This is a genomic window from Nocardioides taihuensis (genome assembly GCF_042657275.1).
GTDB lineage: Bacteria > Actinomycetota > Actinomycetes > Propionibacteriales > Nocardioidaceae > Nocardioides > Nocardioides taihuensis.
In genome coordinates, this window is sequence record NZ_JBHSKD010000019.1 from 134,249 (window position 1) to 150,969 (window position 16,721).

Annotated in this window: 16 protein-coding genes and 3 tRNA genes; 13 read left to right on the plus strand and 6 right to left on the minus strand. The window is 73.9% G+C overall.

Annotated features, from left to right (window positions below):
* Positions 1-115: 115 nt before the first annotated feature.
* Positions 116-502, minus strand: coding sequence for a VOC family protein (locus ACFPGP_RS15850; protein WP_378591719.1), 387 nt, complete (start codon positions 500-502; stop codon positions 116-118).
* A 112-nt stretch (positions 503-614) separates the two neighbouring features.
* On the opposite strand from ACFPGP_RS15850, the gene ACFPGP_RS15855 reads away from it, so the two are divergent.
* Positions 615-1,202 (plus strand): TetR/AcrR family transcriptional regulator, encoded by a 588-nt coding sequence (locus ACFPGP_RS15855; RefSeq protein ID WP_378591720.1) that lies wholly within the window; start codon positions 615-617, stop codon positions 1,200-1,202.
* Positions 1,199-2,368, plus strand: coding sequence for an SGNH/GDSL hydrolase family protein (locus ACFPGP_RS15860; RefSeq protein ID WP_378591722.1), 1,170 nt, complete (start codon positions 1,199-1,201; stop codon positions 2,366-2,368). The genes ACFPGP_RS15855 and ACFPGP_RS15860 overlap by 4 nt, the downstream gene beginning before the upstream one ends.
* On the opposite strand, the gene ACFPGP_RS15865 is transcribed toward ACFPGP_RS15860, so the two are convergent.
* A complete protein-coding gene (locus tag ACFPGP_RS15865) occupies positions 2,349-4,097 on the minus strand; it encodes an IlvD/Edd family dehydratase (protein WP_378591723.1) in 1,749 nt (582 codons plus the stop codon). The genes ACFPGP_RS15860 and ACFPGP_RS15865 overlap by 20 nt on opposite strands.
* Before the next feature lie 124 nt (positions 4,098-4,221).
* On the opposite strand from ACFPGP_RS15865, the gene ACFPGP_RS15870 reads away from it, so the two are divergent.
* Genes ACFPGP_RS15870 through ACFPGP_RS15890 form a run of 5 tightly spaced genes read left to right on the plus strand, consistent with a single transcriptional unit; the run spans position 4,222 to position 8,588 of the window.
* Positions 4,222-4,995, plus strand: a complete 774-nt coding sequence (locus tag ACFPGP_RS15870) for an IclR family transcriptional regulator (protein WP_378591725.1) — start codon at positions 4,222-4,224, stop codon at positions 4,993-4,995.
* Positions 4,992-5,903, plus strand: a complete 912-nt coding sequence (locus ACFPGP_RS15875) for an SMP-30/gluconolactonase/LRE family protein (RefSeq protein WP_378591726.1) — start codon at positions 4,992-4,994, stop codon at positions 5,901-5,903. Before ACFPGP_RS15870 ends, ACFPGP_RS15875 begins: the two co-directional genes overlap by 4 nt.
* Before the next feature lie 57 nt (positions 5,904-5,960).
* Positions 5,961-6,812 (plus strand): fumarylacetoacetate hydrolase family protein, encoded by an 852-nt coding sequence (locus ACFPGP_RS15880; protein ID WP_378591728.1) that lies wholly within the window; start codon positions 5,961-5,963, stop codon positions 6,810-6,812.
* Between the two features lie 10 nt (positions 6,813-6,822).
* Positions 6,823-7,851 (plus strand): zinc-dependent alcohol dehydrogenase, encoded by a 1,029-nt coding sequence (locus ACFPGP_RS15885; RefSeq protein ID WP_378591729.1) that lies wholly within the window; start codon positions 6,823-6,825, stop codon positions 7,849-7,851.
* On the plus strand, positions 7,848-8,588 hold the full coding sequence (locus tag ACFPGP_RS15890; protein ID WP_378591731.1) for an SDR family NAD(P)-dependent oxidoreductase: 741 nt from the start codon (positions 7,848-7,850) through the stop codon (positions 8,586-8,588). Before ACFPGP_RS15885 ends, ACFPGP_RS15890 begins: the two co-directional genes overlap by 4 nt.
* Positions 8,589-8,680: 92 nt before the next feature.
* On the opposite strand, the gene ACFPGP_RS15895 is transcribed toward ACFPGP_RS15890, so the two are convergent.
* A tRNA-Phe gene (locus tag ACFPGP_RS15895) sits at positions 8,681-8,754 on the minus strand.
* Between the two features lie 172 nt (positions 8,755-8,926).
* On the opposite strand from ACFPGP_RS15895, the gene ACFPGP_RS15900 reads away from it, so the two are divergent.
* A complete protein-coding gene (locus ACFPGP_RS15900; protein WP_378591732.1) occupies positions 8,927-11,776 on the plus strand; it encodes a PAS domain S-box protein in 2,850 nt (949 codons plus the stop codon).
* A 9-nt stretch (positions 11,777-11,785) separates the two neighbouring features.
* On the opposite strand, the gene ACFPGP_RS15905 is transcribed toward ACFPGP_RS15900, so the two are convergent.
* Both ACFPGP_RS15905 and ACFPGP_RS15910 read right to left on the minus strand, forming a co-directional pair.
* Positions 11,786-12,178 carry a response regulator transcription factor gene (locus tag ACFPGP_RS15905; protein ID WP_378591734.1) on the minus strand — a complete coding sequence of 131 codons (393 nt, stop codon included), beginning with the start codon at positions 12,176-12,178 and terminating at the stop codon, positions 11,786-11,788.
* Between the two features lie 22 nt (positions 12,179-12,200).
* Complete coding sequence (locus tag ACFPGP_RS15910; RefSeq protein ID WP_378591736.1) at positions 12,201-13,130, minus strand: response regulator transcription factor; 930 nt, start codon at positions 13,128-13,130, stop codon at positions 12,201-12,203.
* 199 nt (positions 13,131-13,329) lie between these two features.
* Between ACFPGP_RS15910 and ACFPGP_RS15915 the strand changes: the two genes are divergently transcribed.
* From ACFPGP_RS15915 to ACFPGP_RS15925, 3 genes are all read left to right on the plus strand, one after another.
* Positions 13,330-13,402, plus strand: a tRNA-Glu gene (locus ACFPGP_RS15915).
* 97 nt (positions 13,403-13,499) lie between these two features.
* A tRNA-Asp gene (locus ACFPGP_RS15920) sits at positions 13,500-13,576 on the plus strand.
* A 77-nt stretch (positions 13,577-13,653) separates the two neighbouring features.
* Entirely contained in the window at positions 13,654-14,007 is a 354-nt protein-coding gene (locus ACFPGP_RS15925) for a metallopeptidase family protein (RefSeq protein ID WP_378591737.1), read from the plus strand.
* 9 nt (positions 14,008-14,016) lie between these two features.
* Here the strand turns inward: ACFPGP_RS15925 and ACFPGP_RS15930 are convergent, their stop codons facing one another.
* Entirely contained in the window at positions 14,017-14,865 is an 849-nt protein-coding gene (locus ACFPGP_RS15930; protein ID WP_378591739.1) for an ATP-binding protein, read from the minus strand.
* A gap of 396 nt (positions 14,866-15,261) precedes the next feature.
* Between ACFPGP_RS15930 and ACFPGP_RS15935 the strand changes: the two genes are divergently transcribed.
* The gene (locus ACFPGP_RS15935; protein WP_378591740.1) at positions 15,262-16,212 is read left to right on the plus strand and encodes an NAD(P)/FAD-dependent oxidoreductase; all 951 of its coding nucleotides are present in this window, start codon (positions 15,262-15,264) and stop codon (positions 16,210-16,212) included.
* Complete coding sequence (locus ACFPGP_RS15940; RefSeq protein ID WP_378591742.1) at positions 16,200-16,721, plus strand: NAD(P)/FAD-dependent oxidoreductase; 522 nt, start codon at positions 16,200-16,202, stop codon at positions 16,719-16,721. Before ACFPGP_RS15935 ends, ACFPGP_RS15940 begins: the two co-directional genes overlap by 13 nt.

A 16,721-nucleotide genomic window follows, 5' to 3' on the forward strand; every position in this document is an offset into this window, starting at 1 on the left:
CTCGTCGAGTGGGAGCCATCATCGCCTTTCGAGCGGCTCGGCGTGGCCGAAATCGTGAAGGGGGGCCCGTTCGGAGGACGGCACTGCAGCACCACGAGCCCCGCGCGGACCACCCTCAGGGTAGTCGCGTGACCAGCTCGACGAGCGTGCCGTCGGGGTCGTGCACCAGTGCGGTGCGGTTGCCGTTGCCGGCGTCGGCCGGCTCCTGAACGGTGGGGACTCCGGCGCCGGTGAGCCGCGCGAAGGCCGTGTCGACGTCGTCGGTCCACACCACGACCGCGAGCGACGGGGCCCCCGGAGTGGGGTCCACGCCGTGCACCCGGCGGGCCGCCTCCTCGCTGCCGAGGCCGAGCACGAAGCCGTGCAGGGCGAGCTCGACGTGCTCGGGCGTGCCGGTCAGCGGCGTGCGGAACGTCTCCGCGAACCCGAGGAGGTCGCGGTAGAAGCGGACCCCTGCCTCGATGTCGGCGGTGTAGAGGTTGACCATGGCGCTGGTGAACACCCCGCCAACCTAGCCCCGCCCGCCGACGCGGCTGCGCCGTGCCGATACCTAGGGAGCATCGGTCCTGACCTATGCTTCTTCGGTAGGAACCGGACGCAGGAGGTGTCAGGGAGTGGCACGACGTGGGCTCAACGCAGCATCGGTGACCCTGGCCGCGGCCGAGCTGGCCGACGAGGACGGCGTGGAGGCGCTCACGGTGACCGCGCTCGCGGCCCGCCTCGGCGTCCGCCCACCCAGCCTCTACGCCCACGTCGGCGGCACCGACGACCTCCGCCGCCGCGTCGCCCTGCTCGCGCTCGAGGAGCTCGCGGACCGGGCGGCCGACGCCCTCGCCGGGCGCTCCCGACGGGATGCGGTCGTCGCGCTCGGCCACGTCTACCGCGACTACGCCCGCGAGCACCCCGGCCGCTGGGCCGCAGCGCGGACGCCCCTCGATGCCGCCACCGCAGCGGCCAGTGCCGGGCCACGGCTCGCCGAGCTGCAGCGCGCGGTGCTGCGCGGCTACGACCTGACTGGCGACGACCAGACCCACGCGGTGCGGCTGCTGGGCAGCGTCTTCCAGGGCTTCACCACGCTCGAGGCGGCGGGCGGCTTCGCGCACAGCGCTCCCGACGCGGCCACGAGCTGGACCCACATCCTCGACTCCCTCGACCGGCTGCTGCGCGGCTGGGCCGAGGACCCGGGAAGGACCTCGCGATGATCACCACGCCCCTGACCACCGAGCTCGTGCGCGGCGTCGCCGAGCTGGAGCAGACCGACCGCGGCCTGCTCCCGCACCGCCTGCCGGCGTGGGCCCGGGCCCAGTGCGTCGACCCGCAGCTGGCGTTGGCCGAGAGCCAGCCGGCCGGGGCCCGCATCGCCCTGCGCACGACGGCGACGCGGATCGAGCTCGACGCCGTCGCCACCAAGCGGTCCTACCTCGGCGCGCCACCGCGGCCCGACGGCGTGCACGAGCTCGTCGTCGACGGCGAGGTGCACGCGCGGGCGACCCTGCCACCGGGCGACATGGTCACCCTCGACCTGCGCACCGGCGCGGCCGGCCACGAGCGCGGCGAGCCGCGGACCCTGGTCTTCGCCGGCCTGCCGCCGGGGGTCAAGGACGTCGAGCTCTGGCTGCCGCACGACGAGACCACCGAGCTCGTGGCCCTGCGCTCCGACGCGCCGGTCACCCCGCTCCCACGGACCCGGCGTACCTGGCTCCACCACGGCAGCTCGATCAGCCAGGGATCCCACGCCTCCTCGCCGCTGTCGACCTGGCCCGCCGTCGCGGCGCGCGCGGCGGGCGTCGACCTGGTCAACCTCGGCCTCGGCGGCAGCGCGCTCCTGGACCCGTTCACGGCGCGCACGCTCCGCGACACCCCGGCCGACCTGGTCAGCGTCAAGCTCGGCATCAACCTCGTGAACCACGACCTGGTGCGGCTGCGGGGCTTCACCTCCGCGGTGCACGGCTTCCTCGACACCCTCCGCGAGGGGCACCCCACGACCCCGCTGGTGGTCGTCTCGCCGATCCTCTGCCCGATCCACGAGGACGTCCCGGGCCCGACCGCCTTCGACCCGGCCGGGCTGGCGACCGGGGAGCTCCGCTTCCGTGCGACGGGGGACCCCGCCGAGGTCGCGGCGGGCCGGTTGACGCTCACGGTGGTGCGCGCCGAGCTCGCGCGGATCGTGGCCGAGCGGGCGGTGGACGACCCCGCGCTGTCCTACCTCGACGGCCGGCTGCTGTACGGCGAGGACGACGCCGCGCGCCTGCCGCTGCCCGACCACCTGCACCCGGACACCGAGACCCACCGGTTGATCGGGGAGCGGTTCGCGGCGATGGCGCTGTCGCCGGCGGCGCGGCCTGCGCTCAGTGCGACTCGCGGCTGACGTCGGGCCCCGAGGAGCCGACCAGGAAGTCGAGGTCGGCCCCCGTGTCGGCCTGGAGGACGTGGTCGACGTAGAGCCGCTCCCAGCCGCGGGTCGGCGCGGCGTACGCCGCGGCCGCGGCGGCGCTCGGCGCGCGCGCCAGCAGCTCCGCGTCGGGCAGGTCGACGTCGATCCGGCGGGCGGGCACGTCGAGGACGATCGGGTCGCCGGTCTCCACCAGGGCGAGCGGGCCACCAGCCGCAGCCTCGGGGGCGACGTGCAGCACCACGGTGCCGTACGCCGTGCCGCTCATGCGGCCGTCGCAGATGCGCACCATGTCGCGGACGCCCTGAGCGAGCAGCTTCTTCGGCAGCGGCAGGTTCGCGACCTCCGGCATCCCCGGGTAGCCGCGGGGGCCGCAGCCGCGCAGCACCAGGACCGACGAGGCGTCCACGTCGAGGTCGGGGTCGTCGATCCGCGCGTGGAAGTCCTCGACGGAGTCGAAGACGATCGCACGGCCCCGGTGCTGGAGGAGGTCGGGTGACGCCGCGGCCGGTTTGACCAGCGCGCCGTCCGGCGCGAGGTTGCCCCGCAGGACCGCGATCCCGCCCTCGGCGACCAGCGGCTGCTCCCGGTGGTGGATCACGTCGGCGTCCCAGATCCGGGCGTCGTCGAGGAAGGAGACCAGCGGCTCGCCGGTCACGGTGAGCGCCGTCGGGTCGAGGAGGTCGCGGACCTCGCGCAGCACCGACAACAGGCCGCCGGCGCGGTGGAAGTCGTCCATCAGGTGGCGCCCCGCCGGCAGCAGGTCCACGAGCAGCGGGACGCCGGAGCCGGTCCGGTCGACGTCGTCGAGGGTGAGGTCGACGCCGAGCCGGCCGGCGATCGCGAGCAGGTGCACCACGGCGTTGGTCGACCCGCCGACGGCGGCGAGCGCCACGATCGCGTTGTGGAAGGACGCCCGGGTGACGACCCGGTCGGGGCGGCGGTCGGCCGCCACCATCTCGACGGCGAGCCGTCCGGTGCCGTGCGCGGCCTCGAGCAGCCGGCTGTCGGGGGCCGGGGTGCCGGCGACGCCCGGCACGGTCATGCCGAGCGCCTCGGCCACGATCGCCATCGTCGACGCCGTCCCCATCGTGTTGCAGTGGCCGCGGCTGCGGATCATGGCCGACTCCGACCTCAGGAAGTCGTCGTCGGAGAGGGTGCCGGCCCGGACCTCCTCGGAGAGGCGCCACACGTCGGTGCCGCAGCCCAGGGGCGTCCCGCGGAAGGTCCCGGTCAGCATCGGACCGCCGGGCACGACGACGGCCGGCAGCCCGACGGACGCGGCCGCCATCAGCAGCGAGGGGATCGTCTTGTCGCAGCCCCCGAGGAGGACGACGCCGTCGACGGGGTTGGCCCGCAGCATCTCCTCGGTCGCCATCGCCGCCATGTTGCGCCACAGCATCGCGGTCGGACGCACCTGCGTCTCGCCCAGGGACACCACGGGGAGCTCGAGCGGGATGCCGCCGGCCTCGTAGACCCCGTTGCGCACGGAGGCCGCCACCTCGGTGAGGTGCGCGTTGCACGGCGTCAGGTCGGAGGCGGTGTTGGCGATGGCGATGTGGGGTCGCCCCGTGAAGGCGTCCCCCGGCAGGCCCCGGCGCATCCAGGCGCGGTGGATGTAGCCGTTGCGGTCGCCGCCGCCGTACCACTGGGAGCTGCGGAGGCCCGCCGGACGGTCGCCGGCGCCGGGTGCGGGTGGGGTCATGGGCGTTCTCGCTCCCTTCCGGCGGTGGTCACGCGGTTCGGGGCAGCCGCCACCGCGACGCTAGCAGCGCTCGGCGCCGCCGCGACCATTCCAACAGATGGAAGGGTGATCTAACATGCGGAACGTGGCGACGGCGGAGGCGGCGACGAGGCTCGTCGGTTCGGACCGTGTCCTGGCCGTCCTCAAGGAGCTGGCCGGGTACGCCGACGGGGCGACCCTCGACGAGCTGACGAAGGCCGTCGGCGGACCCAAGCCGACCATCCACCGGGCGCTCGGCTCGTTGCGGCGGGCGGCCTTCGCCGAGCAGGGCCCCGATGGCCGCTACCGCCTCGGCGACGAGTACCTGCGGCTCGCGTTCGACTTCCACGAGGCCCGGCCCGACCACGTGCGCGTCCGGCCCGCGCTGGAGACCCTCGCGGGCCGGTTCGGCGAGACCACCCACTACGCCGTGCTCGACGACCGGGAGGTCGTCTACCGCGCCAAGGTGGATCCCCCGACCGGTGCGGTGCGGCTCACCTCGACCGTCGGCGGCCGCAACCCGGCGCACGCGACCGCGGTCGGCAAGCTGCTCCTCGCCCGCGAGCTGACCTCCCTCGCCGAGGTGAAGGCGTGGATCGGGCGTACGCCGCTGCCGGCGCGGACCGCGAACACGCTCTGCACCGCCCCGCAGCTGCACCGGGAGCTCGACAAGGTCCGCGAGCAGGGGTACGCGGTCGACGACGAGGAGAACGAGCCGGGGATCAACTGCCTGGCGCTCCCGGTCCACGCGCTCTCCTCGGCGGCGCCGTCGGGTGGGGTCAGCGTCAGCGCGCTCGCCTACCGCACCCCGCTGCGGGTGCTCGTCGGGCGGGTGGCCGAGGTCCGCGAGGCCCTGGGGCCGCTGGGGGAGCCCCGGTGAGCGGCGACCTCGCCGTCGCGACCTCCGTCGGCTTCCGGCTCGCCGAGAGCCCCGTGTGGGACGCCGCCCGCCGGCGCCTGCTCTGGGTCGACATCCCGGCGGGCCAGGTCCTGGAGGGACGCCTCGAGCACGGGTCCGGGACCGCCACGTCGGTCGTGGTCACCGGGCGGCACCAGCTCGACTCCATGGTCGGCGCGGTCGCCGTCTCCGACGACGGCGCGCTGCTCGTGGCCGCGCAGGAGCGGCTGGTGGTGATCGACACCGACGGGGTCCGCCACGAGGGCCCGCGGGTGCTGCCTCCCGGGAGCGGGCGGCGCTGCAACGACGGCGCCACCGACCCCGCGGGCCGGTTCGTGGTCGGCACGCTCTCGCTCGGCGACCCGACCGGCGCCGAGGAGCTGTTCCGGCTGGAGCCCGACGGGAAGCTCGTCCGGCTCGACGGCGGGCTGGGCCTCTCCAACGGCATCGCGTGGTCGACCGACGGCACACGGATGTTCCACGTCGACTCCCTCGCGGGGTGCGTCTACGTCCGGGACCACGACCCCGGCACGGGCGCGATCGGCGAGCGCGAGGTCTTCCTCCGGCTCGGGGACGGGCTCCCCGACGGCGTCGCCACCGACAGCGAGGACCACCTCTGGGTGGCCGTGTGGGGTGCGGGCGAGGTCCGGCGCCTCGACCCTGCCGGCGCGGTGGTCGACCGGATCGAGGTCCCCGCGCCGCACACCTCCAGCATCGCCTTCGCCGGCGACGAGCTCGACGTCCTCGTCGTCTCGACCGCCGCCGAGGAGCTCTCGGCGGCCCAGCTCCGCCAGTTCCCGGGATCGGGCCACCTGTTCACCACCCGCGTCCCCGTCCCGGGGATGCCGACCACCCCCTGGCGGCGGGTCGTGCCGTCCGCCACCCCGTGACCGCGGCGCGGTAGCCGCCGACGACGACAACGACGACAAAGGACGACCATGCACCTCATGCGCATCGGTGCCCCGGGCGCCGAGAAGCCCGTCGTACGCCTCGACGACGAGACGTACGTCGACCTCTCCGACGTCGTGCACGACTTCGACGAGCGCTTCTTCGCCGACGACGGACTCGAGCGCATCCGGCCCGTGGTGGCCACGCGCTCCGCGGCCGGCCGGGTCGCCCGCTTCGACGGTGAGCGCACGGGGGCGCCGATCGCCCGGCCCCACCAGCTCCTCTGCATCGGCCTCAACTACGCCGACCACGCGGCCGAGACCGGCCAGGCCGTGCCGGCGGAGCCGATCCTCTTCAACAAGGCGCCCAACACCCTCGTCGGCCCCGACGACGACGTCCGGGTGCCCCGCGGGTCGACCAAGCTGGACTGGGAGGTCGAGCTCGGGATCGTGATCGGCCGCCGGACCAGCTACCTCGACTCCCCGGAGGACGCGCGCGACGCCATCGCCGGCTACGTCGTCGTGAACGACGTGAGCGAGCGCGCGTTCCAGCTCGAGCGGGGCGGCCAGTGGGTCAAGGGCAAGTCCGCCGAGACCTTCAACCCGGCGGGTCCGTGGCTGGTCACGCCCGACGAGGTCGCCGACGTCAACGACCTCGACCTGTGGCTCGACGTCAACGGCGTACGCCGCCAGTCCGGCAGCACGCGGACGATGGTCTTCGACCCGTACTTCCTCGTGCACCACCTCAGCCAGTTCCTGGTGCTCGAGCCGGGCGACCTCGTCAACACCGGCACGCCGCCCGGCGTCGGCATGGGCTTCGACCCTCCGGTGTGGCTGCAGCCCGGCGACACGATCGAGCTCGGGATCTCCGGCCTCGGCACCCAGCGCCAGCGCGTCGTGGCGCCCCGGTAGGAGGAGAGACGTGCGCGCCCTGGTCCTGCACGGTCCGCGGGAGGTGTCCGTCGACGAGGTCGACCCGCCGTCCCCCGAGCCCCACGAGGTGGTGGTCGACGTCGAGCGGGTGGGCCTGTGCGGCACCGACGTCGAGTTCTTCACCGGCGAGATGGCCTACCTGCACCAGGGCCACGCGCGCTACCCGATGCGCCTCGGGCACGAGTGGTGCGGCACCGTGCGCGAGACCGGCTCCGCGGTCGCCGCGGACCTGGTCGGCCGCCGGGTCATGGGGGACACGATGCTCGGTTGCGGGCACTGCCGGCGCTGCCGCCGCGGGCACCAGCACGTCTGCGACGCGCGGTCGGAGGTCGGGATCCGCAACGGCCGGGCCGGAGCGCTCGCCGAGCAGATCGCGGTCCCGGCCAGCTCCCTCCACGTGCTCCCCCCGACCGTCGACCCGACGCTCGGGGCGCTGGTCGAGCCCGGCGGCAACGCCTGGCGCGCCGCGGTGGCCGCGCACGCCAGGCCGGGTGACAACGTGCTGGTGCTGGGCCCCGGGGCGATCGGCACCCTCGTCGCGCTGTTCCTGCGGTCCGAGGGGGTGGTCGTCCACCTTGTCGGGCGGTCCGCCGGCTCCTTCGACTTCGCCCGCAGCCTCGGCTTCGACAACGCCTGGACCAGCGACGACGTCCCGGACGTGCCCTTCGACGCCGTGGTGGACGCCTCCAACGCGCCCGGGCTCCCGGCGTACGCGGCGGATCAGGTCGAGCCGGCCGGCCGGGTCGTCTACATCGGCCTCGCGGGGAGCCCGAGCCTCGTCGACACGCGCACGCTGGCCCTCAAGGACGTGACCGCCGTCGGCATCCTGTCCGCCTCCCCGGGCCTCGACGCCACCATCCAGGCGTACGCCGCGGGCCGGGTCGATCCCCGTCCGCTGGTCGCCGCCACGGTCGGGCTCGCCGACGTCGGCGCGGTGCTGGCGGGGGAGCGGCCTGCCGGTGCCGGCCCCGGGCCCAAGATCCTGGTCGACCCCCACCTCCAGAAGGAGACGACATGAACGACTTCGACGGGCTGGTGGCGGTCGTGACCGGCGGCGCGAGCGGCATCGGCGCCGCCACCGCAGCGCTCCTGCGCGACCGTGGCGCCGACGTCGCCGTGCTCGACCGCGACGTGAGCGGCGTGCCGGACGGGCTCCTCGCGATCATGTGCGACGTGACCGACCGGGCAGCGGTGGACGACGCGATCGCTGCCGTGGTCGACCGCCTCGGCGCGCTCGACGTGGTCGTCAACAACGCCGGCACCGGGTCGGTCGGATCGGTGGAGCGGACCCCCGACGACGAGTGGAGCCACCTCCTCGACGTGAACGTGGTCGGCACGGCCCGGGTCACCCGGGCCGCGCTGCCGCACCTGCGTCGCTCGCCGCACGCCGCGGTCGTCAACATGTGCTCGGCGGTCGCGTTCGTCGGCGTCCGGGAGCGCGCCGCCTACAGCGCCAGCAAGGGCGCGATCCACGCGCTCACGCTCGCCATGGCCGCCGACCACGTCGCCGACGGGATCCGGGTGAACGCCGTCGCCCCCGGCACGGCCGACACGCCCTGGGTGCAGCGGCTCCTCGACCAGGCGGACGACCCCCTCGCCGCCGCGGAGGCCCTCCGCCGGCGCCAGCCGCTGGGTCGGCTGGTCACCGCCGAGGAGGTGGCCGCGGCCGTCGCCGCGCTCGCCTCGCCCTCCGCGGCGTCGACGACCGGCGCGGTCCTGCGCGTCGACGGCGGCATGACGAGCCTGCGGGTCTGACGCGGGTCGCAGGCGGAACGACGGCCGCCTCACGCACGACGCCCCCGCCGGACCCGGCGGGGGCGTCGCCGCAGGTGAGCCCTGCGTGCTCGTGGGCAGGGGCGGGGTCGAACCGCCGACCTTCCACTTTTCAGGCGGACGCTCGTACCAACTGAGCTACCTGCCCGAGCGGCCGCCACCCTACAGGAGCAGCTCCGGAGCCGCGAAAGCAGCCGCCCCGATGGCCGCCTGCGACGACGTCGTCGCAGGTCAGAGGGTCTCAGCGCGAGGTCAAGGCCACTTGACAAATTCCTGCCATTCGCCCGCGGAGAGCCCCTCCGGACCCTCACCATGGGCGCATGTCCGTCGACCACTCGGCCGCGCGACCCGTCGCGCTGCGTGCCGCTGCGTCGACGGTGGCGCCGGGGGGGACGTCCCCGCCCGGTCGCTGGCTCGTGGTCGCCTCGTCCCTGGTGACGCTGTTCGTCCTGATGGCGACCGCCGACGCCTTCACCCCCCCGGGCGCGCTGTGGCCGGCCTTCTGGCCCGCGTCCGCGGTCGGCGTCTGCCTGCTCGCGACCAGCTCCCGGCAACGCTGGCCGGAGCTCGGGCTCGCGGTGCTGCTGGTGGCCACGGGGGGCTTCGTCGTGCTCGGGGCCGACCCGCTGCTGGCGCTCTTGCTCGCGCTCGGGGTGCTGACCGAGGTCCTGGTCACGAGCGTCGTGCTGGTGCGCGGCGGTCGCCGTCGCGCCGTGCTGGAGACCCCCGGCGACCTGGGCCGCATCGTCGTCGGCGCGACGCTCGGTGCGTTCGCCGTCGCCGTGGGCACGGCGGTCGCCACCACCGCAGGCGCCTCGCCGTTCGTGGAGGTCTGGCGCGGCGTCGGGCTCGCCCACGCGACCTCGACCACGATCGTGGTCGCCACCGTGCTGCTGGTGGCTCGTCCGGAGGAGCGGGCAGAGCCGCGTCGCCTCGAGACCCTGCTGCAGGTCGGGACGTCGATCCTGGTGCTGCTGCTCGTGCTCGGCGCTCCGTCGACCATCGCGCTGGCGGCGCTCCCCGTGCCGGTGCTGCTCTGGGTCGCGTGGCGGCTCTCCCCGGCGCTGGCGGCCGTGGAGCTCACCGTCACCGTGGCGGCGGTCGCGCTCGCCACCCCGGTGGGCGTGGGGCCGTTCGGCGCTCTCGCCGACCTCGAGGGGCCACAGGCGCTCGACCTCCTCGTGCCGGCGTACGCCGCGGCGCTGGCGGCGGTCACGCTGCTGCTGGCCGTGGCCAGCCTCGAGCGCCGGGCCTCGCTGGAGGAGGCCGTCGCCCGGCACGAGACCTTCCAGAAGTCGATCAGCGAGTCGGTGATCGGCACCATGCTGCTGCGCCCGACCCCCGAGGGCCTCGAGGTGCTCGAGGCCAACGGCCCGGCGGCCGACCTGCTCGGCAGCAGCATCGGCCGGCTGCGCGGACGGGTCTGGACCGACGGGCTGACCGAGCGCCAGCGGCTGCAGATCGACCGCCTCTGCCACGGCATGAGCCTGGGGGTCTCCACCAAGCACGAGCTCGAGATGCACCTGCGCGGCAGCACCTCGCGGTGGGTGCGGCTGGCCCTGTCGTGGGTGCGCGACACCCCGGACGGCGGGATGGTCACGGTCCAGCTCGTCGACCTGACCCACGAGCGCGACCTGCAGTTCGCGCTCGCGCAGGAGCGCGACCTGTCGGCCGCGGTGCTGGACAACGCGCAGACCCTGATCCTGGTGCTCGACCGCGACGGCCGGATCCTCAAGATCAACCGGGCCGTCGAGGAGATGTGCGGCGTCACCATGGCCGAGGTCTTCGACCGCCCGGTGTGGGACGTGCTCGCCGCCCCCGAGAACCGCGACGCGGCGCGCGCCCAGCTCGAGGTCGAGGGGCCGCCCGAGACCGAGGGCCGGATGGCCGGCGAGCACGACTGGGTCACCGCGACCGGCGAGCGCCGTACCGTCTCGTGGACCAGCGCCCAGCTGCGCGCCGACGACCCGGGCTCGCTGCGGGTCTTCACCGCTCGCGACGTCACCGAGGAGCGGCGGGCCCAGCGCCTGGTCACCGACGTCCTCGACGCCGCGACCGGCACCGCGATCGTCGGCACGGACGAGCACGGCATCGTCACGTTCTTCAACCCCGGCGCCGAGCAGATGCTGGGCTACTCGAGCGCCGAGGTCGTCGGCCGCGTCACCCCGCAGTTCTTCCACGACCCGGTCGAGGTGGCCGAGCGCGCGGAGTCCCTCGGCGTCGCGCCCGGCTTCGAGGTCTTCACCGCGCCCGTGGCGCACACCGGGTCGCCCGACCGGCGCGACTGGTCGTGGGTCCGCAAGGACGGCCAGCGGCTCACCGTGTCGGTGACCGTCAGCCCGATGCGCAGCGGCGGTGGCGCGCTGGTCGGCTACCTCGCCGTGGCCGAGGACGTCACCGAGCGCGCCCGGGGCGAGGTGGCCCTGCGCCAGGCGCTGGAGCGCGAGCGGCGCGCCAACGAGCGGCTCGAGGAGCTCGACCGGATCAAGTCCGACTTCGTCGCGTCGGTCAGCCACGAGCTGCGGACCCCGATGACCAGCGTCCTGGGCTTCACCCAGCTGCTGACCAGCGAGGTGGCCGGCTCGCTCAACGAGAAGCAGATGGACCTCCTGGAACGGGTCGACCGCAACGGCCAGCGCCTGCTCGCGCTCATCGAGGACCTGCTCACGCTCTCGCGGATCGAGGCCGGCAGCTGGGAGTTCTCCGCGGCCGAGGTCGAGATGACGTCGGTGGTCGCCGCCGCGATGTCCGCGACCGCGGACCTGCTCCGCGGCCGCGAGCTCGACGTCGTGGTCGAGCTCGACCGTGAGGCCGACACCACGGTGGTGGGCGACTTCACCAAACTCGAGCAGGCGATGGTCAACCTGGTCGCGAACGCGCTGAAGTTCACCCGCGACGGCGGCCGGGTGAGGGTGTCGCTGGTGGCGGAGGACGGGCACGCGGTGGTTCGCGTCGCCGACACCGGGATCGGCATCGACGCCGACGAGGTGGGCCAGGTCTTCGACCGCTTCTTCCGCAGCTCGCTGGCCAACCGCGCCGCGATCCCCGGCACCGGCCTGGGCCTGACCATCGTGAAGTCGATCATCGACCACCACGGCGGCCAGGTGGCGGTCACCTCCGAGCCCGGCGAGGGCACCGAGTTCGCCGTACGCCTGCCACTGGCCGTCTGAACCGGCCGGTCAGCCCCCGGTGGGCGGCACCAGCGTCATGATCCGCTCGATGAGCTCCTCGGGGTCGAACGGCTTCACGACGTAGCCGTCGGCGCCGGTGCCCAGCCCGCGCGCGACGTCGTCCTCCTGGGCGAGCGCGGTCAGCAGCAGGATCGGCACCTCGGCCGTGCGCGGGTCCGCACGCAGGGCCTCGACCACCTGCAGGCCGTTGAGCTCGCCCGGCATGCTCACGTCGAGCAGCGCCAGCGCCGGCGGGTGGGCCAGGCACTGCTCGAGCGCCTCGCGACCGGTGGCCGCCGTCGTGGTGTCGTAGCCGACGTCGCCGAGGATCATCGCGACCAGCTCGCGGATGTCGACGTCGTCGTCCGCGAGGACGATCGCAGGTCGGACGGCGCTCGTCATGCCCACCCCCTCCCCACGCCTGTCAGCGTGACTGCTCCAGCTCGGCCGCGAGGGCACTGGCGCGCAGCACGAGGGCCTCCCACCGGGCTCCGACCTCGGCCAGACGGGCCGAGGCGTCCTCCGTGGTCGAGCCTACGCGCGGCCGGCTGAGGTACGCCGCGAAGCGCATCGCCGTCAGCACGTTGTTGAGGTCGTGCATCACGTCGTCGAACTTGCGGGCCGGCCCGCCCTCCTCGACCGCAGCCTCGGCGGGCTCCTCGTCGGAGTCCGGCAGCGGCAGCCAGCGGTAGCCGGCGCCGCTCTCCGTGCGCACGTAGCGGGGCGCGGACGCGTCGTCCCCGAGCTTGGCGCGCAGCGAGCGCATGTGCGAGCGCAGCGACTGGCGGGCCTCGTCGCCGTGGCTGTCGTCCCAGACCTGGTGCAGCAGCCAGCGGTGCGTGAGCAGCTTGCCCGGCTGGGTCACCAGGGCCTCGAGGATGCGCCACTCGGTGGGCGTGAGCCGCAGGTCGCCCCCGGTGTCGGAGCGCACCGTGCGCGCGGCCAGGTCGACCTCGAGCCCGGGGAAGTGGAGCACCCGCTGCTCGATCGAGCCGCCGCTGCGGCGCAGCAGCGCCCGCATCCGGGCGGTCAGCTCGCGCACCCCGAAGGGCTTGTTGAGGAAGTCGTCGGCGCCCGCGTCGAGGGCCTGCACCTTGCGTGCCTCGTCGGTGACGGCCGAGAGGATCAGGATCGGTGGCTCGAACCACGGCCGCAGCCGGCGCACCACCTCGACGCCGTCGATGTCGGGCAGCTTGAGGTCGAGCACGACGAGGTCGGGCTGGCTGGTCGCGGCGTACTCGATGCCCGTCTGGCCGTCGGCGGCGGCCACCACCTCGTGGTCCGCCTGCTCCAGCGCCCGACGCAGTGCGTGGACGAGCTGGGGCTCGTCATCGACGAGGAGGACCCGGGACACGCCTCGGACTCTAGCCCCACCGCCCGCAGCCGACCGGGGATCGGAAAATCACGAGATCTGCACGGCGGTCGGGCGCGACCTCACAACTCCTGCACGTCCCGCGAGGCAGAATGACTTCTGACCCGCCGGCGGTTCCCCCCCAATACCGTCGGCGGGTCTTTGCGCGCCCGGGCATTCCCTTATGCTGTGGCGGCACCCGGCCCCCATCGTCTAGCGGCCCAGGACCCCGCCCTTTCACGGCGGTAGCACGGGTTCGAATCCCGTTGGGGGTGCGATTCCGGGCGGCTTCGCCAGGTGGCCACCCGCGATTGGGAGTCGTCCGCGACCATGGGTTAGAGTTCCACCCGCCGCGCGACGAGCGAGGCACCTGGCCCCGTAGCGCAGTTGGTTAGCGCGCCGCCCTGTCACGGCGGAGGCCGCGGGTTCGAGTCCCGTCGGGGTCGCCAGCAGCACCAGGTCCCGGATCACCGATCCGGGACCTGTCGCATTTCCGGCCTCTGGCGGGGGTCGGCACAATGGCGCCATGCCGATCGACCTCGATGCCGACGCCTTCGACGCCCTCGTCGACGAGGCCCTCGACGGCGTCCCCGACGAGCTGGCCCGCCTGGTGCACAACGTGGTGGTGCTGGTCGAGGAGGAGCCGCCCGAGGACGAGCCCGACCTGCTCGGCCTCTACGACGGGGTGGCGCTCACCGAGCGTGGCGGCGAGCCGGTGTTCGAGCTCCCCGACCGGATCTTCGTCTTCCGGGGGCCGCTCCAGCGCATGTGCTCGTCGTACGACGAGCTGGTCGACGAGGTGCGGATCACCGTCGTCCACGAGATCGCGCACCACTTCGGCATCGACGACGACCGCCTGCACGACCTCGGCTACGGCTGACGGGCCCGGTCAGGAGACGCTCTGGCGCCCCTCGGCCGCCTCGGCCCACGGGATCGGCGACTCGCCCTGCTGCTGGCGCACGAACTCGCCGAAGAACCACTCCTGGAAGCGGCGCTGCTCGCGCGAGCGGGCCAGCGAGAGCAGGCGTTCCTCGCGGCAGAAGGCGTCGGCGAGGTCGAGCAGCTCGAGGAACCGGTCGATCGAGGCCACCGTGCTGCGCGGCACCGTGACCCGGAGCGTCGCGGTGCGCTGGCCGCGGGCGAGCGCGGCCTCGACCTCGTGGCTGTCGATGCCGTCGCGCACCAGCCGGTCGAGCGAGCCGAACAGCGACGCCAGGCTCTTGGCCAGCGGGTAGCGCGACTCGTGGGCCAGCGAGAGCAGCCGGACCTCGCGGTAGAGCTCGCGGGTGTGGTTCTGGCAGACGTTGAGCGCCCCGAGCGAGGCGTCGCGGATCTCGACCTCGATCAGGTCGCTGGGCTCCAGCCGGTCGGCGCGGTCGCCGTCGGCGCCGCTGATGACGCCGGGCACCGGGGTGTCGTCGTGGCTCTCGGTCGAGGGCACGAACCAGACGATCTTGCCGTCCTCCTCGATCTGGGCGCCCCAGGCCGTCGAGCAGCGGGCGACGATGTCGAGCCCGCGCCCGAAGGTGAGCAGCAGGTCGTCCTCGCCGACGTCGCTCAGTGGCTCGGACCCCGGCAGGATCGGCGGCTGGCGCGAGGCGTCGTGGACCTCGACCCGCGGGTGGTCGCGGGTGCCCCGGACCCGCACCCAGATCGGCTGCTCGCCGTGCAGGAGGGCGTTGGTGACCAGCTCGGCCACGCCGTACTCGGCGCACTCGATCAGCTCGGGCCGGCCCATGTCACGGCACACCTCGACGACCCAGCGTCGGGCTTCGTGAACCCCGCGCGGTCCCGAGCCGAGCGTCAGGGCCGGTCGGTTGAGCGGCACCAGGTGTCTCCAGTACGTCGAGTGAGCGAGCCATGCGGGGCCCGCATACCCTGAGTCGTAGAAGGGCAAACCAGCACACGCAGTGTATTCAGCCGTGGGCAACCGTTCAGGCGACCCGCCGAGCATCTGGTCTGGACCGGTGAGGTCGGGTGGTGCGTCCCGGGAATGTCGTCGCGACCCTGTGACCGAGGCGACGTCACGCGCAATTGGGTCGCCCGTGGACCGCTCGGGACAATGGGTACGTCGGGTCGGCCGACAGTCCGGTCGGCCCGCGATCTGCAGGGGTCGACCACGGAAGGTGCAGCCATGACCAGCCAGACCGACGACCACCGCGTCGTCGTCATCGGATCCGGTTTCGGGGGTCTCTTCGGGACCAAGGCCCTGCGACGGTCACCCGTCCAGGTCACGATGGTCGCGAAGACCACCCACCACCTCTTCCAGCCGCTGCTCTACCAGGTGGCGACCGGCATCCTCTCCCAGGGCGAGATCGCCCCGCCGACCCGCGAGATCCTCAACGGCCAGGCCAACGCGCAGGTGCTGCTCGGCGAGGTGACCGCGATCGACCTCGACCGGCGGCTCGTCACGTCCGAGGTGCTCGGCCGCCCGACCGTGACGCCGTACGACTCGCTGATCGTGGCGGCCGGGGCCGGCCAGTCCTACTTCGGCAACGACCGGTTCGCCGAGCACGCGCCGGGGATGAAGTCGATCGACGACGCGCTCGAGCTGCGCGGCCGGATCTTCGGCGCCTTCGAGATGGCCGAGATCGGCGCCAACCGCGGCGACGACGTCGACCACCTGCTCACCTTCGTGGTCGTCGGCGCCGGCCCCACCGGCGTCGAGATGGCCGGCCAGATCGCCGAGCTCGCGCACCGCACGCTCAAGCGCGACTTCCGCGCGATCAACACCCGCCAGGCCCGGATCATCCTGGTCGACGCTGCCGGCCAGGTGCTGCCGCCGTTCGGCGCCAAGCTCGGCGCCAGCACCCAGCGCGAGCTGGAGAAGCTCGGTGTCGAGGTGATGCTCGGCGCGATGGTCACCGACGTCGACGAGCGCGGCATCGAGGTGCGGCACAAGGACGGCAGCACCGAGCGGATCGCGGCCGTCACCAAGATCTGGGCGGCCGGCGTCCAGGCCAGCCCGCTCGCGCAGACGCTGTCGGAGCAGACCGGCGCCCCGCTCGACCGTGCCGGCCGGATCGCGGTCAACCCCGACCTCACGCTGCCCGGGCACCCGAGGTCTTCGTCGTGGGCGACATGATCGACCTCGACCACCTCCCCGGCGTCGCGCAGGTCGCGATCCAGGGCGCGAAGTACGCCGCGAAGGAGATCGACGGGCGGCTGCGCGGCAAGGCGCCGCAGAAGGCGTTCCGCTACTTCGACAAGGGCTCGATGGCCACGATCTCCCGGTTCCGCGCCGTGGCGATGATCGGGCGGCTCCGGCTCACCGGCTTCGTGGCCTGGCTGATGTGGCTCGGTGTGCACCTCGTCTACCTCACCGGCTTCAAGAACCGGCTGACCGCGCTCCTGCACTGGGCGGTCTCGTTCGTCGGCCGCGGCCGATCGGAGCGCACCACGACCGAGCAGCAGATCTTCGCCCGCTCGGCGCTGGCCAAGCTGCAGCACGGCGCGACCGACCTCGTCTCCGCCCCCGGGGCGTACGACGCCGTCCGCGACCTGGAGCGGCGCGCCGAGCTCGAGGCGCAGGCGATCGAGCAGGCGCGGCTCACCGATGCCGGCGAGCGCGGGGTGCCGGCCGAGCGGCGGTGA